This is a genomic window from Roseateles sp., from assembly GCF_965229315.1.
GTDB lineage: Bacteria > Pseudomonadota > Gammaproteobacteria > Burkholderiales > Burkholderiaceae_C > Pelomonas.
The window spans coordinates 3,213,991-3,231,794 of the sequence record NZ_CBDDJA010000002.1; the positions used below are offsets into that span (position 1 = coordinate 3,213,991).

Sequence of the window (17,804 nt, forward strand, 5' to 3'; positions counted from 1 at the left end):
CTCACCACCGACCCCATGTACAAGCTCGTCCTCATCCGCCACGGCGAATCGACCTGGAACCTGGAAAACCGCTTCACCGGCTGGACCGACGTGGACCTGACGCCCACTGGCGTCGAGCAGGCCAGGACGGCTGGCCGGCTGCTGAAGGAAGCGGGCTACGACTTCGACATCGCCTACACGTCCGTGCTCAAGCGCGCCGTCTGGACGCTGTGGCACTGCCTGGACCAGATGGACCGCACCTGGCTGCCGGTACGCCACGCCTGGCGGCTCAACGAGCGCCACTACGGCGCGCTGCAAGGGCTGAACAAGGCCGAGACGGCCCAGCAGTACGGCGACGAGCAGGTGCTGATCTGGCGCCGCAGCTACGACACGCCGCCGCCGGCCCTGGAGGCGAACGACCCGCGCAGCGAGCGCGGCGACCGCCGCTACCGCGGGCTGGACGCCGAAGACGTTCCGCTGACCGAGTGCCTGAAGGACACGGTCGCCCGCGTGCTGCCGTTCTGGAACGAGACCGTGGCGCCCGCCATCAAGGGCGGCGAGCGCGTGCTGATCGCCGCGCACGGCAACAGCATCCGCGCGCTGGTGAAGTACCTGGACGGCATCGCCGACGACGCCATCGTCGGCGTCAACATCCCCAACGGCATCCCGCTGGTGTACGAGCTGGACGCCGACCTCAAGCCCATCAAGAGCTACTACCTCGGCGACGCCGAAGCCGCGGCCAAGGCCGCCGCCGCCGTGGCCGCGCAGGGCAGGACGGCCGCCTAACCGCCCGCTGTGGGCAGGGCCTGCTCCACGGCGGCGAGGACCTCGTCGACGCTGGGCCAGCCGGCCTGGCACCGCATCAGCGTGGTGCTCGTGCCCCAGGGCGCCCAGCGCGCCAGGTCCGCCGACGCCTCCCACAGGCTCAGCAGCCGCGCGCCGACGGCCGCGGCCATGTGGCCCGGCCCGGTGTCGTTGGCCACGACGACGCCGGCCAACTGCAGCAAGGCGTTGTAGTCGCCCAGCCCGACGCCGTCCAGCCGCACCGCGTCCGGGTAGAGCTGCCGGGCGCCCGCCACCTCCGTCGGCCCCGGCACGATGACCACCGGCCGGCCTGCGGCATGCAGGCGGCGCACGAACGCCGGGAACACCGGCCAGCTGCGCTCGATGAACTCGATGCGGCCGTTGGCAAAGGGGCAGATCAGCACGCAGCGGCCCGGGTCCAGCCCCCGCGCTGCCAGCATCGCGCGGGCCGCCTCGCGCTGGGCGTCGCTGACCGCCAGCCGGATGTCGCTCGGCGGCGGCGCCTGGATACGCAGGAAGTCGCAGGCCAGGTGCCAATACTCCAGCAGCGTGTGCCGCGCCTCGTGCGGCGGCAGGCCGCGTCGCAGCAGCCAGCCGCGGCCGTCGGTGGCCAGGCCTTCGGCCTTGAGGCCGGCCAGACGCGCATCCAGCGCGGCCGAGAAGGCGTAGGGGAACAGCAGCGCGTTCGACCGCGCATCGAACCCGGCGTCTTCCGCGCGGAATTGCCGCCGCAGCTGGCGCAGCTGCGCGATGCGCCCGCGAAAGTCCGCCGGGCGCACGTGCACGGCCCAGCCCTCGGCTTGCAGCAGCCCGCGCGCCCAGCCCTTGCCCACCAGCTCCAGCCGGTAGCCGTGGTGCGCCAGCAGCCGCAGCGCCGGCACGCTCAGCACGGTGTCGCCCACGAAATTGCGAAGGCGGACGACGAGGGGGCGGGCTTCTATCATGGCTGGGTGTAAACCGTGGCGCGGGATTCTGCACGCCAACCGATGACTTCCTTGCCTTCTTCCTCAGAAGTGATTGCGGCCCACGACGCGGCCCTGGCATCCCCGCCGCTGGCCACAGCCCCGGGCGACCTGCGCAGCTGGATCGCGCTGAACCATTTCCACAACCGCAGCCTGTGGGCCCAGGAAGACCTGGCTCGCCGCACGCGTGCGCCGGATGCCGAGATCGTCGCCAACAAGCGCGCCATCGACCGCCACAACCAGGCGCGCAACGACGCCATCGAGCGCATCGACGAATTCCTGCTCGGCGCGCTGGGGCTGGTGGACCCGGCCACCCTTGCGAGCGCCCTGCCCCGCAGCACCGCCGCGCCCGGCGCGCGGCTCAACAGCGAGACGGCCGGCTCCATGCTGGACCGCATCTCCATCCTGGGCCTGAAGATCGCCGCGATGCGGGACCAGTCGCGGCGCACCGACGAGGACGTCTCGCACCGGCACGCCTGCAGCGAGCGGCTGGACCGGCTCATCCAGCAGCGCGCAGACCTCGGTGCCTGCTACGACGAACTGCTGGCCGACGCGCGCGCCGGCCGCGCCTACTTCAAGGTCTACCGGCAGTTCAAGATGTACAACGACCCGCGGCTGAATCCCGCGCTGGTGGCGGAGGCGCCGTGATTGCGTCGAGGTTCGCCGCCAACCTCGACTGGCTGTACCCCGGGCTCCCCTACCTCGACCGCATCGACGCCGCGCGCACCGACGGCTTCAGCCGCGTGGAACTGCTGTTCGCCCATCTGGAGAACCGCCAGGCGCTGCGGGCGCGGCTGGGCGGCTTGTCGGTCGCGCTCGTCAATGCGCCCGCGGGCGACTGGGCACAGGGTGAGCGCGGCCTGGCCGCCCTGCCCGGCCGCGAGGCCGAGTTCCGCGCGCACGCGCAGCAAGGCTTCGAGCTGGCGCAGCAGGTCGGCGCGCCCGTCGTGCACCTGCTGTCCGGCATCGCCGAAGACAGCGCCGCAACGCGAGCGACCTGGCTGGACAACCTGGCCTGGGCCGCCGCGCAGGCGCCAGCCGGGCTGACGCTGACGGTAGAGCCCATCAACCGCCGCGACATGCCGGGCTATTTCCTGCACCGCCAGGCGCAGGCGCTGGAACTGCTGTCGCTGCTCGCCTCGCCGCGCGTGAAGCTGCAGCTGGACCTGTACCACTGCCGCATCGCCGAAGGCGGCGAATCGTTGAGCCACCTGGCCCGTGCGCTGGACCTGGGCGTGCTGGGCCATGTGCAGGTGGCCGGCGTCCAGGGGCGGCATGAGCCCGAGCCCGCCGAGTACGCGGCCGAGCTGGCGCTGCTGGCCGAGCGCGGCTGGGACGGCTGCGTCGGCCTGGAATACAAGCCACGCGCCGACACGACGGCAGGGCTGGCCTGGCTGCGATGAACGCCGACCGCGTGCGCGACCAGCTCAGCCTGTTTGTCTCGGGGCTTGAAGGAGAGCGCCTGAACCTCTTGCGGCAGCGGCTGGACCCCGTGCAGGCTGCATTGATCCCGGCGCATGTGACGCTGTGCCGCGAGGATGAACTGGCGCGCCTGGCCGACCTGCACGCGAGCCTGGCTGGCGCCGCTGCGCTCACGCTTGAGTTCGGGCCGCCGGTGCGTTTCGAGGCGCACGGCATCCTGCTGCCCTGTACGGCGGGCCAGTCGGCATTCGATGCGCTGCGTCGTCGGGTGCTGGGCCGCAGCGACATCCGCCACCAGGCCGCACACCTCACGCTGGCCCACCCTCGCAATCCAAAGTCACCGGGCAACCGGCTGCCCATGGACGCGCTCGCTTCCGGGCTGGTGCTGACGCTGAGCGATCTGCGCTGGATCCGTCAGGTGGGCGCCCAGCCCTTGCAGACGCTGGACCGCCAGCGACTCAGCCTTGCTGCCGCCGCCACAGCCACCAGGACTTGACCACTGCCGCCATCGCCGCGGCGATGGCCGTGCCACCGATGGCGGGCGCCTGCCACTGCGCCGGCAGCGAAGACATCGCCAGCACCAGCAGCAACAGCCCGGCACCGACGAACACCTTGCCGGCGAAGCGGTGGGTCTGGTCCCAGACGCGTTCGTTGCTCAGCGTCCAAGGCGTGCGGATGCCGACCGTGTAGTTGGAGCGCAGCTTGCCGAGCACGTTGCCCATGACGACGAACAGCCCGCCCACCAGCAGCAGCGGCATGCGGGCCGCCGGGCCGGTCAGGCCGAGCGCCATGGCCACGACCTGGGCCTGCACCAGCGCCAGCAGCAGCGTGACGCCGACGAAGATGGTGGTGACCGCCTTCGCAGAGCGGCGCAGGTTGTCGCCGCGCGGGTCGATGCGCGGCAGCAGCCATTGCACACCCAGGAGCGCGAGCGCCGTCCCCGGCAGCATGAAGAGACCGACCGTGGCGCCTGACCAACCGTCGACGTCGCCATGCATGTTGAAGTGCACCGGCACCTGCGCGCCCTCGGGCAGTTGCGTGCGCGCCCACACGCCGGCCAGCACCATGGCGGCGATCAGCACGAGCTGGATGCGAAGGCCGAATCGTTCAAGCATGGGAACCTCCTGTCTTGCGTCTGGATGAGGACTTCGCCTGGGCCTCGCCGATGCCGAACACCTCGGCGAAGCCGAGCAACGCTTCTTCGAGCGTGGACACGTTGAGGCGATAGGTGATGGTGGTGCCGGCCTTGTCGGCGCTGACCAGGTCGGCCTCGCGCAGCACGCCGAAATGGCCCGACAGCGTCGGCTTGGCCAGGTCGAAGCACCCGGCCAGTTCGCCGGCCGTCATCTCGCGCTCGCGCAGCAGCTGCAGGATGCGCCGCCGCGTCGGGTCGCTGAGTGCCTTGAAGACTTTGTCCATGGTTCGGTATTTTGCCAATCAACGAAATTTAGTCAAGCCGGGACGCGAACGCCTGCGGATAGCGCCGCCCGTACCAGTTGCGCACCTGCTCGTGATCGAGCCGCAGGAAGCTCCCGAGCTCCGGCACGGCCAGCAGCAGCGCGCCGCTGGCCAGGAAGCCCAGCGCCATGCAGAGGTAGACGGCGTCGACGCGGCACTGCGTCAGCAGCACGCCCGCGGCCGCCGGCGCCACGCCGGCCGCGAGATGGGCCAGCGTCAGCTGGGCCGCCGCCATGCGCGAGCGGAAATGCGCCGGAATCGCCAGCGTGCGATGGGTCTGGCCCACCAGCTGCGTGACCGACATGCACAGGCCCATCAGCGCGAAGCAGGCGAGCAGCGCCGGCGGGTGATCGCAGGCGCCCGCGGCGGCCATGGCGCCCGCGCAGACGCCGATGGCGGCAGCGATGGCACGCACACGGTCCAGCCGGCGGATGAGCGCCTCCGCCAGGCCCGCGACGCCGGCCATCACGCCCAGCGACAGCGCGGCATGGCAGGCGCCCAGCCAGCCGCCGGACAGGCCCAGCGCCTGCAGCCGCAGCGGCAGCAGCAGCCCGGTCGCCGGCAGGAAGAACACCATCATCAGCGCACCCGTCAGCGTCCACCAGCGGTCGATGGGAACGCCCCACTTGGCACGCAGGCCGGCGCCCACGTCGCCCAGCCATGCGGCCGGCGCGGCAATGGCCGGCGCGCCCAGGGGCCGGTCCAGGCGCATCGCCGTGCCCGCGGCCATGAGCGCCAGCAGCAGCGAGCCCATCATGGCCGCAGCGACGCCGTCCAGGGCCAGCAGAGCGCCGCTCACGCCGGGGCCCAGCAGTCCGCCCAGCGCCTGAGCCCCGCGGCGCAGCCGGATCGCCGCCGGCAGGCGGTCCGCGTCCACCAACTCCGGCAGCAGGCTGACCTGGGCGGGCAACAGCGCCGCGCCGGCCAGCGCGGACACAACGCCGCAAAGGCACAGCAGCAGCCCGTTGTCGACCGCCATGCCGGCCAGCATGGCCAGCGCCAGCGCCTCGATGAGCAGCACGCCGCGCGCGCACTGCACCACGCGGTGCTTGGGCCAGCGGTCCCCCAGCGGCGACAGCAGCGGCAGGGCCAGCATCGCGCAGATCGCCGTGATCGCGCCATAGCGTGCGAGCGCGGTCGCCCCACCCGAGCTCGCGATCCACCAGGCCAGCGTGGTCTGCGTGGACGCCGTCGCCAGCAGCCCCGCCATCTCGCCGAGCAGCAGCCTGCGCGCAGCGGGCGGGCAGTGGCGCAGGGGGGCTGCGAATGAAGTCATGTCTGGATGTCCTGGGAGTCGGGGCATCGGGACTCTAGGCAGCACGCCCAGCGCGCGGCAGACCCAGCCAGCCCCTTTGGCGATCGATGCAGGCAGGCGCTGTATCGATCGCAGGCGGACACCCGTGCATCGATACGGCCGGGCCGGCTGCCGATATCGTTCGCCCCTTTTCCCTCGCCGCCCGCAACGTGACGTCTCGCCCGCCTCTGTACCTGGCGCTCGCCGATGCGCTGATCCAGTCCCTGCACGCCGGCCGCTACCGCCCCGGCGACCGGCTGCCGTCGGTCCGCGAGCTGTGCCGCACCCACGGGCTCAGCCTGGCCACCGTGACCCATGCGCTGCACCGCCTGGAAGACGCGGGCTGGATCGAGGCCCGCCCGCGGCGCGGGTTCTTCGTGCGCGCTGCGCCGGACGCCTCGACGCGGCGCCCGCCACCCATGACGTCCGCGCTGCAACTGGAGGAGCGGCGGCAGCGGCTGTTGGCGCTCGCCGCCTCGCGGGAGGGCCTGCTGTCGCTGGGCCACCTCGCGCTGGCGCCGGCGCTGCTGCCGCTGGCCGCACTGCGCCGGGAGCTGGCCGCCTGCCTGCGGACCGGGGCCGGTGCGCTGGCGTCGGGCAGCGTCTTCGGCAGCCAGGCCTTGCGCGAGCAGTTCGCCGCCCGGCTGGATCGCCGGGGCGTGCGGGCCAGCACCGAGGACCTGGTCCTGACCCAGGGCGATGGGGAGTCCTTGCAGCTGTGCCTGGGCCTGCTGGCACGGCCCGGCGAGCGCGTCGCGGTGGCATCGCCGGGTTCACTGCGGGTGCTGGAGGTCGTGGCGGCGCTGGACCTTCAGCCCGTCGAGCTGCCCCTGCCGCCGGCGGGCGACGCGCTGGCGGCCTGGCTGGCGCGCGAGCGGCCCGCCGCCTGCGTGATCGACCTGGGCCTGCTCGCCACGGCGGCCGGCCCCATGGACGACGCCGACAAGCAGGCGCTGGTGACGCTGCTGAAGGCGCATGGCGTCGCCATCATCGAGTTCGACATGATGGGCGAGCTGCACCGCGGCGCCGAGGGCGGCCGCCCGCTGAAGTCCTTCGACGCCACGGACGAGGTCATCTACTGCACCAGCCTGGCCTGCATCACCGGCCCGGGCTTCAGCCTGGGCTGCGTCGCCAGCGGGCGCCACCGCCTGCGGCTGCGCGCGGCGCGCACGGTGCATGGCGAGCTGATCCCGCTGCTGACCGACCGGGCGCTCGCCGGCTTCCTGGCCGGGCCCGCCTTCGAGGCCCATCTGCGGCGGCTGCGCTCGTGCCTGCGCCAGCAGGTGGCGGCCTGGACCCACGCCGTGAGGTTGCATTTCCCGCCGGGCACGCGCGTGTCGGCCGGCGACACGGGCTATGTGCTGTGGGTGGAACTGCCCGCGGGGCTGGACACGTTGGCTCTGCTGGCGCAGGCCCAGGCCGACGGCTATGGCTTCGTGCCGGGGGCCGTCTTCAGCCCGTCGGGGCGCTTCGACCACTGCTTGCGCCTGACGGCGGCGCATCCGCTGGACGCGCCTCCAGCATATTGGCGCGGCGGCGCGCGGGATGCTGTCGCGCGTCAGCCCAGCCTAGCGACGATCGAGGCCCGCAGCGCTTCCGCCAGTGCCCGGCGATCCAGGCCTTCGGACGCCACGCTGGGCAGCACCTGCACGTCGAAGCCCAACCCGCGCGCCGACGCGATGCGCCACAGGCTCTGCACCAGCGTCGTGTCGCCGACGAAGCGCGCTGCCGTGCTGAAACGCTCGCCCGGCTCGTGCCAGCGCAACACGACCGGCAGCACCGGCGCCTGCACCGACACGGCCGCCTGCAGCAGGTTGGCATGGAAAGGCAGCAGCTCGGGGCCCGTGCCCGTGGTGCCCTCGGGGAACACGGCCACGCAGTCACCGGCCTGCAGCGCCGCGGCCGTCTGGTGCACGACGCGCAGCGCGTCGCGCTTGCTGGCCCGCTCGATGAACAGCGTGCCCGCGCCTTCGACGAGCGCACCGACCAGCGGCCAGTGCTTCACGTCGGCCTTGGAGACGAATCGCGCCTGCGGCAGCACCGCATGCAGGCCGGCGATGTCCAGCCAGGAGACGTGGTTGGCCACCAGCAGGTGGCCGGCGGGTACCGCGCTGGCAGCGCTGTCGGCCTTCAACGTGATGCCCAGGATGCGCAGCGTCTTGACGGACCACCACTGGATCAGCGCATGCCGCTCGGGCGCCGTCAGCAGGTCGAAGCGGCGCTTCACGATCCACAGGCCGTGCAGCACATGGGGCGTGAGGCGCGCCAGGCGCCAGACGGCCCTCATGCGGCGTCGCAGGCGATGTGCCCGGCCACCAGCGTGCAGCGCACACGCGCCGGCAGCTCGAAGCCGCTGGACGCGAACGCGAACGGTGTGTGCTTGCCCTGGCTGGCCAGTGCCTCGGGCGTGACGGCCCAGCTCGCGCCGGCGTCGAACACGCAGACGTCGGCCACGCCGCCTTCGACGAGACGGCCGGCACTGGCGGCCAGTGAACCTAAAGCGTTGCCCAGCACGCGCACGGGTTCGGCGGTGACGACGGCAAGCGCCCGCTGCAGCGGCAGGCCCGAGTCACGCGCCCAGCGCAGGCTCAGGGAGAGCAGCAGCTCCAGGCCGGTCGCGCCGGGCGTGGCCTCGGCGAAGGGCACGGCCTTCTCGTCGGTGGTCACGGGCATGTGGTCGGACACCAGCGCGTCCAGCGTGCCGTCGGCCAGGCCGGCGCGCAGCGCGTCGCGGTCGCGGCCCTGGCGCAGCGGCGGCGTCAGGCGCATGGCGGAGTCGAAGTAGCCGATGTCCACGTCGCTGAGGTGCAGCGAGTTGATGGACACGTCGGCCGTCACGGGCAGTCCTTCGCGCTTGGCAGCGCGCACCAGTTCCACGCCGGCGGCGCTGCTGATGCGGCACAGGTGCACGCGGGCGCCCGTGGCGCGGACCAGCTCGAAGATCGTGTGCAACGCCACCGTCTCGGCGCTGACCGGCACGCCGGACAGGCCCAGCCGCGTGGCCACCGCGCCGCTCGCGGCCACGCCGCCACCGAGGTAGAAGTCCTGCGGGCGCAGCCACACGGTGTAGCCATAGGTGGCGGCGTACTGCAGCGCACGGCTCAGCACCAGCGTGTCCTTGATCGGCACCTCGGCCTGCGAGAAGCCGATGCAGCCGGCCTCGGTCAGCTCGGCCATCTCCGTCAGCGCCTGGCCCTGGAGCTGGCGCGTCAGCGCGCCGAGCGGGAACAGTCGGCAGCGGCTCAACTTGCGGGCGCGGAACTTCAGCATCTCGACCAGGCCGGGCTCGTCCAGCACGGGGTCCGTGTCGGGCGGGCAGACCAGGCTGGTCACGCCGCCGGCCGCGGCGGCGGCGAGTTCGCTTTCCAGCAGGCCCTCGTGCTCGTGGCCAGGCTCGCGCAGCCGGGCGCACAGGTCGACGAGGCCGGGCGCGACGACGAGGCCGGTGGCATCGACGGTGCGATCGGCGTCGAAGCCAGCCACGTCGCCCAGGTGCACGATGCGGCCGTTGGCGATGGCGACGTCGCCGATGCAGTCGAGGTTCGAGGCCGGGTCAACAAGGCGGCCGTTCTTGATCAGGATCTTCACTTGCAGCACTCCCGTGCAGAACCAGCCAAGGCGCGCGCAGCGTCGCCGTCTATCGAGTAACTGCCGCCGATCCGGCTTTGCCGGGCGGCCGGGAGTGCCCCCTTGAGGGGGTGGCGCGAAGCGCCGCGGGGGTGGGTCGTCCTCATGCTTCGTTCCCGGCGAGGATGGCCATGACCGCCATTCGGACAGCGATGCCGAATGTCACTTGAGGCAGGATCACGCTGCTCTTGCCGTCGGCCACTTCGGACGCGATCTCCACGCCGCGGTTGATGGGGCCGGGGTGCATGACGATGGCATCGGGCTTGGCGAGTGCCAGCTTGTCCGGCGTCAGGCCGAAGTGCTTGAAGAACTCGCCGCTGCTGGGCAGCATGCCGCCGTTCATGCGCTCGTTCTGCAGGCGCAGCATGATGACGACGTCGGCGTCGCGCACGCCCTCCGCCATGTCGTGGCAGACGCGCACGCCCATGTCGCGCAGGTCGCCGGGCACCAGCGTCTTGGGGCCCACCGCACGGATCTCGGGCACGCCCAGGATGCTGAGCGCGTGGATGTCCGAGCGGGCCACGCGCGAATGCACGATGTCGCCGACGATGGCGACCGTCAGGTTGCGGAAGTCCTTCTTGAAGTGCCGGATCGTGTACATGTCCAGCAGGCCCTGCGTCGGGTGCGCGTGGCGGCCGTCGCCGGCATTCACGACGTGCACGTGCGGCGCGCAGTGCTGGGCGATCAGGTGCGGCGCGCCGCTCTCGCTGTGGCGCACGACGAACATGTCGGCGTGCATGGCGCTGAGGTTGGCCACCGTGTCCAAGAGCGTTTCGCCCTTGGCGGTGGAGCTGCGCGCGATGTCCAGGTTGATGACGTCGGCCGACAGGCGCTTGGCGGCGATCTCGAAGGTGGTGCGGGTGCGCGTGCTGTTCTCGAAGAACAGGTTGAACACCGACTTGCCGCGCAGCAGCGGCACCTTCTTGACGTCCCGGTCGTTGACGGACAGGAAGCTGCCGGCCGTGTCCAGGATCTGCTCCATGACCGCGCGCGGCAGTCCTTCGGTAGACAGCAGGTGGATCAGCTCGCCGTGCTTGTTGAGTTGAGGGTTGCGTTTGCTGAGCATCACTTCACCTCGAAGCTGAAGCGGCCATCTTCGCCACGGACCAGGCGCAGGCTCTGGTCGGCTTTGAGCGTCACGCGCGCGGCCGAGAACGCCGGCTCGATGGGCAATTGCCGCCCGCCGCGGTCCACCAGCACCGCCAGCCGCACGCTGGCCGGACGGCCGAAGTCGAACAGCTCGTTGATGACGGCGCGCGTGGTGCGGCCGGTGAAGAGCACGTCGTCGATCAACAGGATGTCGCGGCCGTTGACGTCGAAGGGCAGCTTGGTGTGGTCCGCCTTGGCCATGCCGCGCGAACCGAAGTCGTCGCGGTGCATGGCGCTGGAGATGGTGCCGGCGGCCACGGCCAGATCGGCCGCCAGCCGCTCGGCCAGCCAGGCGCCGCCGCTCCAGATGCCCACCAGGGCGGTCTCGGGCGTCAGCAGCCGCTGCACACCGCGTTGGAGTTCGAGGTACAGGCCCTCGGCATCAAGCAGCAGTTCACTCATGGGTGTTCTCGAAAAAACTGTTCCAGGATCAGCGCAGCCGCCGCCGCGTCCACGTCGCGCGCGCCAGCGGCTTCAGCGTCGACGCTGGTGTAGCGCTCGTCCACCTCGAAGACCGGCAGGTGGTGGCGGCCGGCCAGCCGCCGGCCGAAGTTCTGCGCCTTGGCCGTCATCTCATGCGGCGCGCCGTCCGGGTACCGAGGCACGCCCACGACCAGGGCGTCGGGCTGCCAGGTCTTCACGAGTGCGGCGACCGCGTCGAAGTCGCCGCTCTTGATCGTGCCGCGCGGTTCGGCCGAGCCGAGCAGGCGCGTGCCGCTGGCCACGCCGATGCGGCGCAGGCCGAAGTCGAAGGCAAGAAAGGACTGGAGACGGGCAGGATCGGCGGAGGCCACGGTCGGCCTCATGCGTGGCCGGCATCCGCGCTCAACATGCGCGGGTCGATGCCCAGCAGGCCCAGCGCCTTCTCGTAGCGCTGCTCGACCGGCGTGTCGAAGATGATGGCCGGCGAGGCGTCCACCGTCAGCCAGCCGTTGCGGCCGATCTCTTCTTCGAGCTGGCCGGCGGCCCAGCCGCTGTAGCCCAGCGTGACGAGGATCTTGCGCGGGCCGGCGCCGTTGGACAGCGCCTCCAGCACGTCACGGCTGGTGGTCATCTCCAGGCCGCCCGGCACCGCCAGCGTGGCGCTGTAGTGCCCACCGGCCTCGTCCAGCGGCTCGTGCAGCACGAAACCGCGGTCGGTCTGCACCGGGCCACCGTAGTAGACGGGCGTCTCGGCCAGCAGGTCCGCGGGCGGGCTGAGCTCGACTTTCTCGAACAGGTTGCCCAGCGTCAGCGAGATGGGTTTGTTGATGACCAGGCCCAGCGCGCCGTTGTCGTTGTGCTCGCACAGGTAGACGACCGTGCCCGCGAAGGCCTCGTCGGCCATGCCGGGCATGGCGATGAGGAATTGGTTGGTCAGGACGATCCGGTCGGCGGGCATGGGCGGCATTTTATTCTGCGGGTATGAAGCCCCTCCTTGACCGAGCCCTGGTCTGGTTCCGCCGCGACCTGCGCGCCGACGACCAGGCCGCCCTTTACCAGGCGTTGAGAAGCGCGAAACAGGTGTACTGCGCCTTCGTGCTGGACCGCGACATCCTGGATGCGCTGCCCCGCGCGGACCGGCGCGTGGAGTTCATCCTGGGCGCGCTGAAGGTGCTGGACGAGGACCTGCGCGAGCGGGGCGGCGCGCTGATCGTGCGTCACGGCACGGCAGCGGACGAGATCCCGCGGCTGGCGGCCGAGCTGGGCGTGCAGGCCGTGTTCGCCAACCACGACGACGAACCGCAGGCGCTGGCGCGCGACACGCGGGTGGCCGAGCTGCTGAAAGCCTTCAGCGCCGAGCTGCGCACGTTCAAGGATCACGTCGTCTTCGAGCGCCGCGAGGTGATGACGGCCAGCGGCGGGCCTTACGGCGTGTTCACGCCCTACAAGAACGCCTGGCTGAAGAAGGTCGACGCGTTCTACCTGAGCAGCTATCCGGTCGAGCGCCATGCGGCGGCACTCGCCGACACCCCGCTGGCCCAAGGCGTGCCAACGCTGCAGGACATCGGCTTCGAGCCCGCCGGGCTGATCGCGCATGTCGGCCAGGGCAGCCGAGGCGCGCAGGCGCTGCTGGACGACTTCCTGGACCGCATCGACAGCTACGACAAAAAGCGCGACTTCCCGGCGCTCAAGGGGCCCAGCTACCTCAGCGTGCACCTGCGCTTCGGCACCGTGTCGATCCGGCGGCTGGCACGCCTCGCGCACGACCGCATGCAGGGCGGCGACCACGGCGCGGAGGTCTGGCTGTCGGAGCTGATCTGGCGCGACTTCTATCACCAGGTCATGCACCACCACCCCCATGCGATGACGGCATCGTTCCGGCCGGAATACGACCACATCCAGTGGGACACCGGCCCCGAGGCGGACGCCGCGTTCGCCGCCTGGTGCGAGGGCCGCACCGGCTTCCCGTTGGTGGACGCCGCGATGCGCCAGCTCAACCAGACCGGCTACATGCACAACCGGCTGCGCATGGTCGCCGCCAGCTTCCTGTGCAAGGACCTGGGGCTGCACTGGCAGCGCGGCGAAGCCTATTTCGCCGAGAAGCTGCTGGACTTCGACCTCGCCGCCAACAACGGCGGCTGGCAATGGGCCAGCAGCAGCGGCTGCGACGCGCAGCCCTACTTCCGCATCTTCAACCCGACCAGCCAGAGCGAGAAGTTCGACGCGCACGGCGCCTTCATCCGCCGCTACTGCCCGGAGCTGGCCGACCTGGACGACCGCGCCATCCATGCGCCGTGGCAGGCGGCGCCGCTGCAGATGCAGGGCCGTGGCTACCCGCGCCCCCTCGTCGATCACGCCGCCGCCCGCGAACGCACGCTGGCGCGCTATGCCGTCGTGAAGACCCGGGCGCTGCCCGAGCCGCAGGCCGGCCCCACGACCGGCCGCATCAGAAATAGGTCAGCGTGACGCTGATGGTGTCGTTGTAGACCCCGGGCACGGCCGTGATCTGCCGCCCCGGTATTCGACCGTACACATAGAAGGTCTGCGCCGGCGCCAGCCCCAGCAGGTCCAGCGTCACGCCGGAGCTGATGATCTGCGTCGAGCTGCTGCCGTCCCCCCAGACGGTGGCGTACGACGCGTCGGTGTAGAGGTTGTACGACAGCGTGTTGCTGCCGCTCTTCATCTGCCGGTTGGTGAAGCTGGCGCTGCCGCCGGCGCTGATGGCGAGATTGAACGGGATCAGCAGGCCCGCCACGCCGCCGCAGGTGACCTTGAGCGAGCCCGTCGTGTCGGTGTTGCCGAACGCCAGCGGCGCGTAGTTGCCGAATGCCACGTTGGTGGTTGCCAGCGTGCAGGTGCACACCGCCGGCAGGCACAGCGCCTGCGCCGGTTTCACGCACGCGAAGCACAGGCACAGCAGCACGGCGAGGGTGCGCAGCAGAGGGGCCAGGCGCAGGGACGGGGAAGGTCGGGTCATGGCATCACCTGCAGGTCAGCACGCCCAGGTCGGGCAAGTCGTCGCCACTGGCGGTGGACGGCATCTGGAATTCGAACTGGCATCGGCCATCGGGCCATGTTGCCACCACACGGTTCAAGCCCTCGGCCAGCCCGGCCAGGTAGGCCCGGCCTTCCAGGCCCACGGGGAAGTGGCGCGCCACGCCGTCGATCGCCAGCTGGGCGCCTGGCATCACCGGCCGGCCCAGCGCGTCCACCAGGCGCAGGCTGGCGGAGCGGCCGCGCTGCACGGGGAAGTCGATGCGCGCCGCGCTTCGGGCGGCGGGCATGAGCTGGATCTCCAGCGCCTGCAGTTCCACGTCCATCGGCAGGTCGGCCGCATCGATGCCCACGCGGTTGGGCTGGTAGCCGCGCAGCCCGGTGACGAAGGCGCGGCCGCGCGCGTCGGTGCGCGCGACGATCTGGTTGTCCTGCAGGACGCGCACGCCCTCGTGCCCACCCACGTCGACGACGGCGATGCCGCCCTCGATGCGCCGGCCGGCGAAGAAGCTGCCGTCCACCCAGGTGAAGCCGCCGGCGGCACCCGCGCGGGTTTCGACGTCGCTGCCGCGGCGCGCGACGCCGCCCGTCAGCACCGCGTACTCGCCCTGCAGCTGCGCCTGCGCCATCTGGCGGCCGCCGCTCTCGGTCGTCAGCTGGTAGCCCAGACCGGAACCGAAGGACGGGTTGCGCTGCACCTGCGCCTGGAACAGCGTGCTGTCGGCACCGCTGCCGGCCTGGCGCTGCACGCTCATGCCGGCGCTGTGGCGCGAATCCAGCGCGCGGCTCCAGCTCAGCGCCAGGGTGTTGGCGCCGCTGGCGATGTCCTTGAACGCCACCACGCCGACATAGCCCCAGTACCCCAGGTCGCGGCTGTAGTTGACCTGCGCGAGGTTGCTGTCGAAGGGGCCGCCGCGCTGGCGCGTGTAGCTCGCGCCGAGGGAGTTGCCGCCCCAGGAGGTGCCGAGTGCTGCCGTCAGCACCAGGCGCGGCGCGCCGCCCTCGGGCTGGCCGAGCTGGCTGAAGCGCGCGCTGGCGCGGCGCACCTGCACGCTGGCGCTCCAGTCGCGCGCCTGGCGGTCCAGGCTGGCGCCGATCAGCCAGCCGGCGCCCTGGTCGCGCGAATGGCTGCCGACCAGCGAAGCGCTGGCCGTGCCCAGCGCCGGCCACAGCACCCAGCCGGTGGCGCCCACGGCCTGCTGGCGGCCGGACAGCTCGGCGCGCAGCTCACGCGTGAAGCGGTCCGTCACGCCCAGGCGTTCGGTGACGCTGGCCATGGGCTGGCGGTAGCGGCTGCTGGCCAGGCCATAGTCTTCGCGCAGCGCGCCGATCTCGGCGCTGATGGCGCTCAGCCCCGGCTTGAGCAGCGCGGGGCTGACGTAGTAGGGCGTCACGACGATCTGCTCGCGGCCCAGCAGGTCGCGCACGACGGTGCGGATCTCGCCCTGGCCGGTGACGACCGGCAGCTCGGACAGGTCGAACGGCCCGGGTTGCAGCCGGCTCTGCAGCCGCTGGCTGTTGTTGACATAGACGTCCAGCGTGGACGGCAGCGCGGCCTCGCCGCGCAGTGCCGGCAGCGGGAAGCTCAGGAAGCCGGGCTGCAGCGAGAAATCGGTGCCCCACTGCACGCCACCGAAGCGCAGCGCGCGGCCCCAGGCACCGGCCTGGCTGATGGTGTCGCCCACGCGCAAGCGCGCCAGCCGTTCGGGGTCGTCGCGCTGCCAACGCGTCTCCAGCCGCACGTTGCCGCCGCCCGTGCGCGCCAGGCTGGTGGTGCTGAAGTCGCCCACCGGGCTGAAGAAGCCGGCCTCCCACAGCGTGTCGAACGAGCTGCTGGCGCGGGTGCGGCGGTCCCACTGCGCGTCGTAGTTGACGAACGGCGCCCAGACCGATGGCTGTGTCACGCGAGGCTGGCCCGAGCCCAGGTCCAGCCGCTGCCCGACGAAGGCCGATGCCGGGGCCTCGATCTCCAGCGTCTGCGTGGCCTCCTCGATGCGCCAGCGCAGCGGGCCGGCGCTGGCCAGCAGCACGTGCTGCTCGCCGTCGATGACCCGCGGCGGGCCGCCGGTGGGCAGGCGCAGGTTGAGCTCGTCCCAGTTGGACTGCGGGATGGCCAGGCCGTCCGCCAACCGCACGGCGCGCAACATGGCATCCTGCGGCACGTTGTTGATCTTCAGCGCAAGCAGCAACGTCTCACCCCACTGGGGGCGAGACGTTTGGGCGGTGGCCACGGCGGCGGCGAACAGCAACGACAGCAGCGCGATCAGCGCCGCCAGGCCACGGCAACGGTCAGGGGCGCGCCCCACGAATGTCATTCAATGCAACGACTTGCACGCCTTGGTCGGTCTGGACTTGCATGGTGGCGGCAGCCACCGCGGTGGTGGGCGCCGGCAGGCGGAACACCCGCTGCTCACCGGGGAAGATGACGGAGGCACTGCCCTTCTGGGCCACGCTGGCCAGGGCTTCGCCTCCCTCGCCCTGCAGGCGCAGCTCGCCCACCTTCAGGTGAACGTTGCCGGTGTTGGCCACTTCGGCCAGCAGGTCGCCGTTGGGCGCACGGGTGACTTGCCACTGCTCGCTGCGCTTGACCTGGGCAGGCGCCACGTAGACCGGCACGCGCATCGTGACCAGCACGCGCACGCTGCCGGCCACATTGAGCAGGTCGCTCGGGCGCGGCATCGGCACTTCGCGCAGCACGACGCGGTAGGTGCCTTCCTGCGCCAGTTCCTGCGTGCGGCGCAGGCCCACGCGCAGCACCTGCGTCTGGCCGGGCTGCACGGTGAACACCGGCGGGTTGACGATGAGGTCGGACGTCGGGCCGTCCTGGTCCTGGCCGTTCACGCGGGTCCAGGAGATCGCCTCGGCCTGCATCAGCACCGGCTCCTGGCCGTTGTTCATCACCTGCACCGTGGTGCGGTCATTGGTGCGGTCCAGGCGCACATTGACCGGCATCAGCGTGACGTCAGAGGCTTGCGCCGCGAACGGCAGCATCAGGCACAGGGCGAGCAGTCGGAACATGCGGTTCATGGCGAAGTCTCCTTGGAGCTGGGCGATCAGTAGCTGACGGTAACAGTGACGGTGTCGGTGTAGGCGCCCGGCACGACGTTGGCCAGCGACGGCAGGCGGCCGTAGATGGTCAGCGTCTGCGTGCTGCCCGTGCCGGTGCCGGCGGAGGTGCTGCTGCTGGCGGTGCCGTCGCCCCAGACGGTGGAGCGGCCGGTGTCCAGGTAGAGCTGGTAGCCCAGCGTGCGGGTGCCGCTCTTCATCGTGCGGGAGCCGAAGTTGGAGGCACCGCCGGCATTGGCGCCGGCGTTCAGCGCCACCGTGTAGGGCGTGGTGTTGGTGCACACGACGCTCAGCGTGGACGTCGCGTCCAGCGGCGTGGCGGTGGCCAGCGGGTCGATGCTGTTGCCGAAGTTCAGCGACGTGCCCGACACCTGGCAGGAGCTGATGACGGTGGCCTGCACCTGGAAGGTGTTGCTGGCCGTGCCGGCCTGCGCCAGCATGGGCACCAGCAGGGCGAGCAGCAGGGGCAGGGACTTGGCGGTCGTCAGGGTCTTCATGGTCGGGCTCCGTGTGGATTTGAAGTGCTATCGCGAGGACCGTTGGGGCGAACTGTGGGGTGCGCTGCAGGTTTCTCGATGGACGTATCTTCGAATCGCACCGGTTTTCCCGGCAGCGGGTGATGCCGC

Annotated in this window: 20 protein-coding genes and 1 pseudogene; 6 read left to right on the forward strand and 15 right to left on the reverse strand. The window is 71.4% G+C overall.

The annotated features are described in order from the left end of the window. Positions 1–15 precede the first annotated feature (15 nt). Complete coding sequence (gene gpmA / locus ACO07H_RS19765; RefSeq protein ID WP_422017297.1) at positions 16–765, forward strand: 2,3-diphosphoglycerate-dependent phosphoglycerate mutase; 750 nt, start codon at positions 16–18, stop codon at positions 763–765. Here gpmA and ACO07H_RS19770 read toward each other — a convergent pair. After that, entirely contained in the window at positions 762–1,727 is a 966-nt protein-coding gene (locus ACO07H_RS19770) for a glycosyltransferase family 9 protein (RefSeq protein ID WP_422017299.1), read from the reverse strand. The two genes, gpmA and ACO07H_RS19770, sit on opposite strands and share 4 nt — an antisense overlap. Before the next feature lie 42 nt (positions 1,728–1,769). On the opposite strand from ACO07H_RS19770, the gene ACO07H_RS19775 reads away from it, so the two are divergent. The 3 genes from ACO07H_RS19775 to ACO07H_RS19785 are packed head-to-tail and all read left to right on the forward strand — an operon-like array spanning position 1,770 to position 3,663. Further along, entirely contained in the window at positions 1,770–2,393 is a 624-nt protein-coding gene (locus ACO07H_RS19775; protein ID WP_422017301.1) for a DUF4254 domain-containing protein, read from the forward strand. Next, positions 2,390–3,148, forward strand: coding sequence for a hydroxypyruvate isomerase family protein (locus ACO07H_RS19780; protein WP_422017303.1), 759 nt, complete (start codon positions 2,390–2,392; stop codon positions 3,146–3,148). Before ACO07H_RS19775 ends, ACO07H_RS19780 begins: the two co-directional genes overlap by 4 nt. Continuing rightward, positions 3,145–3,663 carry a hypothetical protein gene (locus ACO07H_RS19785; RefSeq protein ID WP_422017305.1) on the forward strand — a complete coding sequence of 173 codons (519 nt, stop codon included), beginning with the start codon at positions 3,145–3,147 and terminating at the stop codon, positions 3,661–3,663. Before ACO07H_RS19780 ends, ACO07H_RS19785 begins: the two co-directional genes overlap by 4 nt. On the opposite strand, the gene ACO07H_RS19790 is transcribed toward ACO07H_RS19785, so the two are convergent. From ACO07H_RS19790 to ACO07H_RS19800, 3 genes are read right to left on the reverse strand one after another with little or no spacing between them, the layout of a single operon-like run. Beyond that, positions 3,626–4,282, reverse strand: coding sequence for an SdpI family protein (locus tag ACO07H_RS19790; RefSeq protein ID WP_422017307.1), 657 nt, complete (start codon positions 4,280–4,282; stop codon positions 3,626–3,628). The two genes, ACO07H_RS19785 and ACO07H_RS19790, sit on opposite strands and share 38 nt — an antisense overlap. Next, positions 4,275–4,586 (reverse strand): autorepressor SdpR family transcription factor, encoded by a 312-nt coding sequence (locus tag ACO07H_RS19795; RefSeq protein WP_422017309.1) that lies wholly within the window; start codon positions 4,584–4,586, stop codon positions 4,275–4,277. The genes ACO07H_RS19790 and ACO07H_RS19795 overlap by 8 nt, the downstream gene beginning before the upstream one ends. Before the next feature lie 28 nt (positions 4,587–4,614). Continuing rightward, positions 4,615–5,901, reverse strand: a complete 1,287-nt coding sequence (locus ACO07H_RS19800; RefSeq protein ID WP_422017311.1) for an MFS transporter — start codon at positions 5,899–5,901, stop codon at positions 4,615–4,617. Positions 5,902–5,987: 86 nt separating this feature from the next. On the opposite strand from ACO07H_RS19800, the pseudogene ACO07H_RS19805 reads away from it, so the two are divergent. Further along, a pseudogene (locus ACO07H_RS19805) lies at positions 5,988–6,287 on the forward strand (GntR family transcriptional regulator); the annotation flags it as partial. 405 nt (positions 6,288–6,692) lie between these two features. Here the strand turns inward: ACO07H_RS19805 and ACO07H_RS19810 are convergent. The 7 genes from ACO07H_RS19810 to ACO07H_RS19840 form a co-directional block, all read right to left on the reverse strand. Further along, positions 6,693–7,169 carry a hypothetical protein gene (locus ACO07H_RS19810; RefSeq protein ID WP_422017313.1) on the reverse strand — a complete coding sequence of 159 codons (477 nt, stop codon included), beginning with the start codon at positions 7,167–7,169 and terminating at the stop codon, positions 6,693–6,695. Positions 7,170–7,477: 308 nt separating this feature from the next. Further along, entirely contained in the window at positions 7,478–8,206 is a 729-nt protein-coding gene (locus ACO07H_RS19815; protein WP_422017315.1) for a lysophospholipid acyltransferase family protein, read from the reverse strand. Further along, positions 8,203–9,507 (reverse strand): dihydroorotase, encoded by a 1,305-nt coding sequence (locus ACO07H_RS19820; protein WP_422017317.1) that lies wholly within the window; start codon positions 9,505–9,507, stop codon positions 8,203–8,205. Before ACO07H_RS19820 ends, ACO07H_RS19815 begins: the two co-directional genes overlap by 4 nt. A 142-nt stretch (positions 9,508–9,649) precedes the next feature. Beyond that, a complete protein-coding gene (locus ACO07H_RS19825; RefSeq protein WP_422017319.1) occupies positions 9,650–10,612 on the reverse strand; it encodes an aspartate carbamoyltransferase catalytic subunit in 963 nt (320 codons plus the stop codon). Next, positions 10,612–11,097: a bifunctional pyr operon transcriptional regulator/uracil phosphoribosyltransferase PyrR gene (gene pyrR, locus ACO07H_RS19830; protein ID WP_422017321.1), complete on the reverse strand. Its 486-nt coding sequence runs from the start codon at positions 11,095–11,097 to the stop codon at positions 10,612–10,614. Before pyrR ends, ACO07H_RS19825 begins: the two co-directional genes overlap by 1 nt. Further along, on the reverse strand, positions 11,094–11,501 hold the full coding sequence (gene ruvX, locus ACO07H_RS19835; RefSeq protein WP_422017323.1) for a Holliday junction resolvase RuvX: 408 nt from the start codon (positions 11,499–11,501) through the stop codon (positions 11,094–11,096). Before ruvX ends, pyrR begins: the two co-directional genes overlap by 4 nt. Next, complete coding sequence (locus ACO07H_RS19840) at positions 11,498–12,076, reverse strand: YqgE/AlgH family protein (RefSeq protein WP_422017325.1); 579 nt, start codon at positions 12,074–12,076, stop codon at positions 11,498–11,500. Before ACO07H_RS19840 ends, ruvX begins: the two co-directional genes overlap by 4 nt. A 23-nt stretch (positions 12,077–12,099) precedes the next feature. Between ACO07H_RS19840 and ACO07H_RS19845 the strand changes: the two genes are divergently transcribed. Next, complete coding sequence (locus ACO07H_RS19845; RefSeq protein WP_422017327.1) at positions 12,100–13,584, forward strand: cryptochrome/photolyase family protein; 1,485 nt, start codon at positions 12,100–12,102, stop codon at positions 13,582–13,584. Here ACO07H_RS19845 and ACO07H_RS19850 read toward each other — a convergent pair. Genes ACO07H_RS19850 through ACO07H_RS19865 form a run of 4 tightly spaced genes read right to left on the reverse strand, consistent with a single transcriptional unit; the run spans position 13,565 to position 17,675 of the window. Continuing rightward, positions 13,565–14,095 (reverse strand): spore coat U domain-containing protein, encoded by a 531-nt coding sequence (locus ACO07H_RS19850; protein WP_422017329.1) that lies wholly within the window; start codon positions 14,093–14,095, stop codon positions 13,565–13,567. The two genes, ACO07H_RS19845 and ACO07H_RS19850, sit on opposite strands and share 20 nt — an antisense overlap. 4 nt (positions 14,096–14,099) lie before the next feature. Beyond that, positions 14,100–16,418 (reverse strand): fimbria/pilus outer membrane usher protein, encoded by a 2,319-nt coding sequence (locus tag ACO07H_RS19855; protein ID WP_422017331.1) that lies wholly within the window; start codon positions 16,416–16,418, stop codon positions 14,100–14,102. Then, a complete protein-coding gene (locus ACO07H_RS19860; protein WP_422017333.1) occupies positions 16,402–17,139 on the reverse strand; it encodes a molecular chaperone in 738 nt (245 codons plus the stop codon). The genes ACO07H_RS19855 and ACO07H_RS19860 overlap by 17 nt, the downstream gene beginning before the upstream one ends. 26 nt (positions 17,140–17,165) lie before the next feature. After that, the gene (locus ACO07H_RS19865) at positions 17,166–17,675 is read right to left on the reverse strand and encodes a spore coat U domain-containing protein (protein ID WP_422017335.1); all 510 of its coding nucleotides are present in this window, start codon (positions 17,673–17,675) and stop codon (positions 17,166–17,168) included. Positions 17,676–17,804: the final 129 nt, after the last annotated feature.

Bases quoted from the DNA above. Each gene is read 5' to 3' on its own strand.
- ACO07H_RS19775 (WP_422017301.1), top strand. From the start codon at position 1,770: ATGACTTCCTTGCCTTCTTCCTCAGAAGTGATTGCGGCCCACGACGCG.
- ACO07H_RS19770 (WP_422017299.1), bottom strand. From the start codon at position 1,727: ATGATAGAAGCCCGCCCCCTCGTCGTCCGCCTTCGCAATTTCGTGGGC.
- pyrR (WP_422017321.1), bottom strand. From the start codon at position 11,097: ATGAGTGAACTGCTGCTTGATGCCGAGGGCCTGTACCTCGAACTCCAA.
- ACO07H_RS19845 (WP_422017327.1), top strand. From the start codon at position 12,100: ATGAAGCCCCTCCTTGACCGAGCCCTGGTCTGGTTCCGCCGCGACCTG.
- ACO07H_RS19815 (WP_422017315.1), bottom strand. From the start codon at position 8,206: ATGAGGGCCGTCTGGCGCCTGGCGCGCCTCACGCCCCATGTGCTGCAC.
- ACO07H_RS19810 (WP_422017313.1), bottom strand. From the start codon at position 7,169: ATGGGCCTCGAAGGCGGGCCCGGCCAGGAAGCCGGCGAGCGCCCGGTC.
- ACO07H_RS19860 (WP_422017333.1), bottom strand. From the start codon at position 17,139: ATGAACCGCATGTTCCGACTGCTCGCCCTGTGCCTGATGCTGCCGTTC.
- ACO07H_RS19800 (WP_422017311.1), bottom strand. From the start codon at position 5,901: ATGACTTCATTCGCAGCCCCCCTGCGCCACTGCCCGCCCGCTGCGCGC.
- gpmA (WP_422017297.1), top strand. From the start codon at position 16: ATGTACAAGCTCGTCCTCATCCGCCACGGCGAATCGACCTGGAACCTG.
- ACO07H_RS19795 (WP_422017309.1), bottom strand. From the start codon at position 4,586: ATGGACAAAGTCTTCAAGGCACTCAGCGACCCGACGCGGCGGCGCATC.
- ACO07H_RS19865 (WP_422017335.1), bottom strand. From the start codon at position 17,675: ATGAAGACCCTGACGACCGCCAAGTCCCTGCCCCTGCTGCTCGCCCTG.
- ACO07H_RS19850 (WP_422017329.1), bottom strand. From the start codon at position 14,095: ATGACCCGACCTTCCCCGTCCCTGCGCCTGGCCCCTCTGCTGCGCACC.
- ACO07H_RS19840 (WP_422017325.1), bottom strand. From the start codon at position 12,076: ATGCCCGCCGACCGGATCGTCCTGACCAACCAATTCCTCATCGCCATG.
- ACO07H_RS19790 (WP_422017307.1), bottom strand. From the start codon at position 4,282: ATGCTTGAACGATTCGGCCTTCGCATCCAGCTCGTGCTGATCGCCGCC.
- ACO07H_RS19785 (WP_422017305.1), top strand. From the start codon at position 3,145: ATGAACGCCGACCGCGTGCGCGACCAGCTCAGCCTGTTTGTCTCGGGG.
- ACO07H_RS19825 (WP_422017319.1), bottom strand. From the start codon at position 10,612: ATGCTCAGCAAACGCAACCCTCAACTCAACAAGCACGGCGAGCTGATC.
- ruvX (WP_422017323.1), bottom strand. From the start codon at position 11,501: ATGAGGCCGACCGTGGCCTCCGCCGATCCTGCCCGTCTCCAGTCCTTT.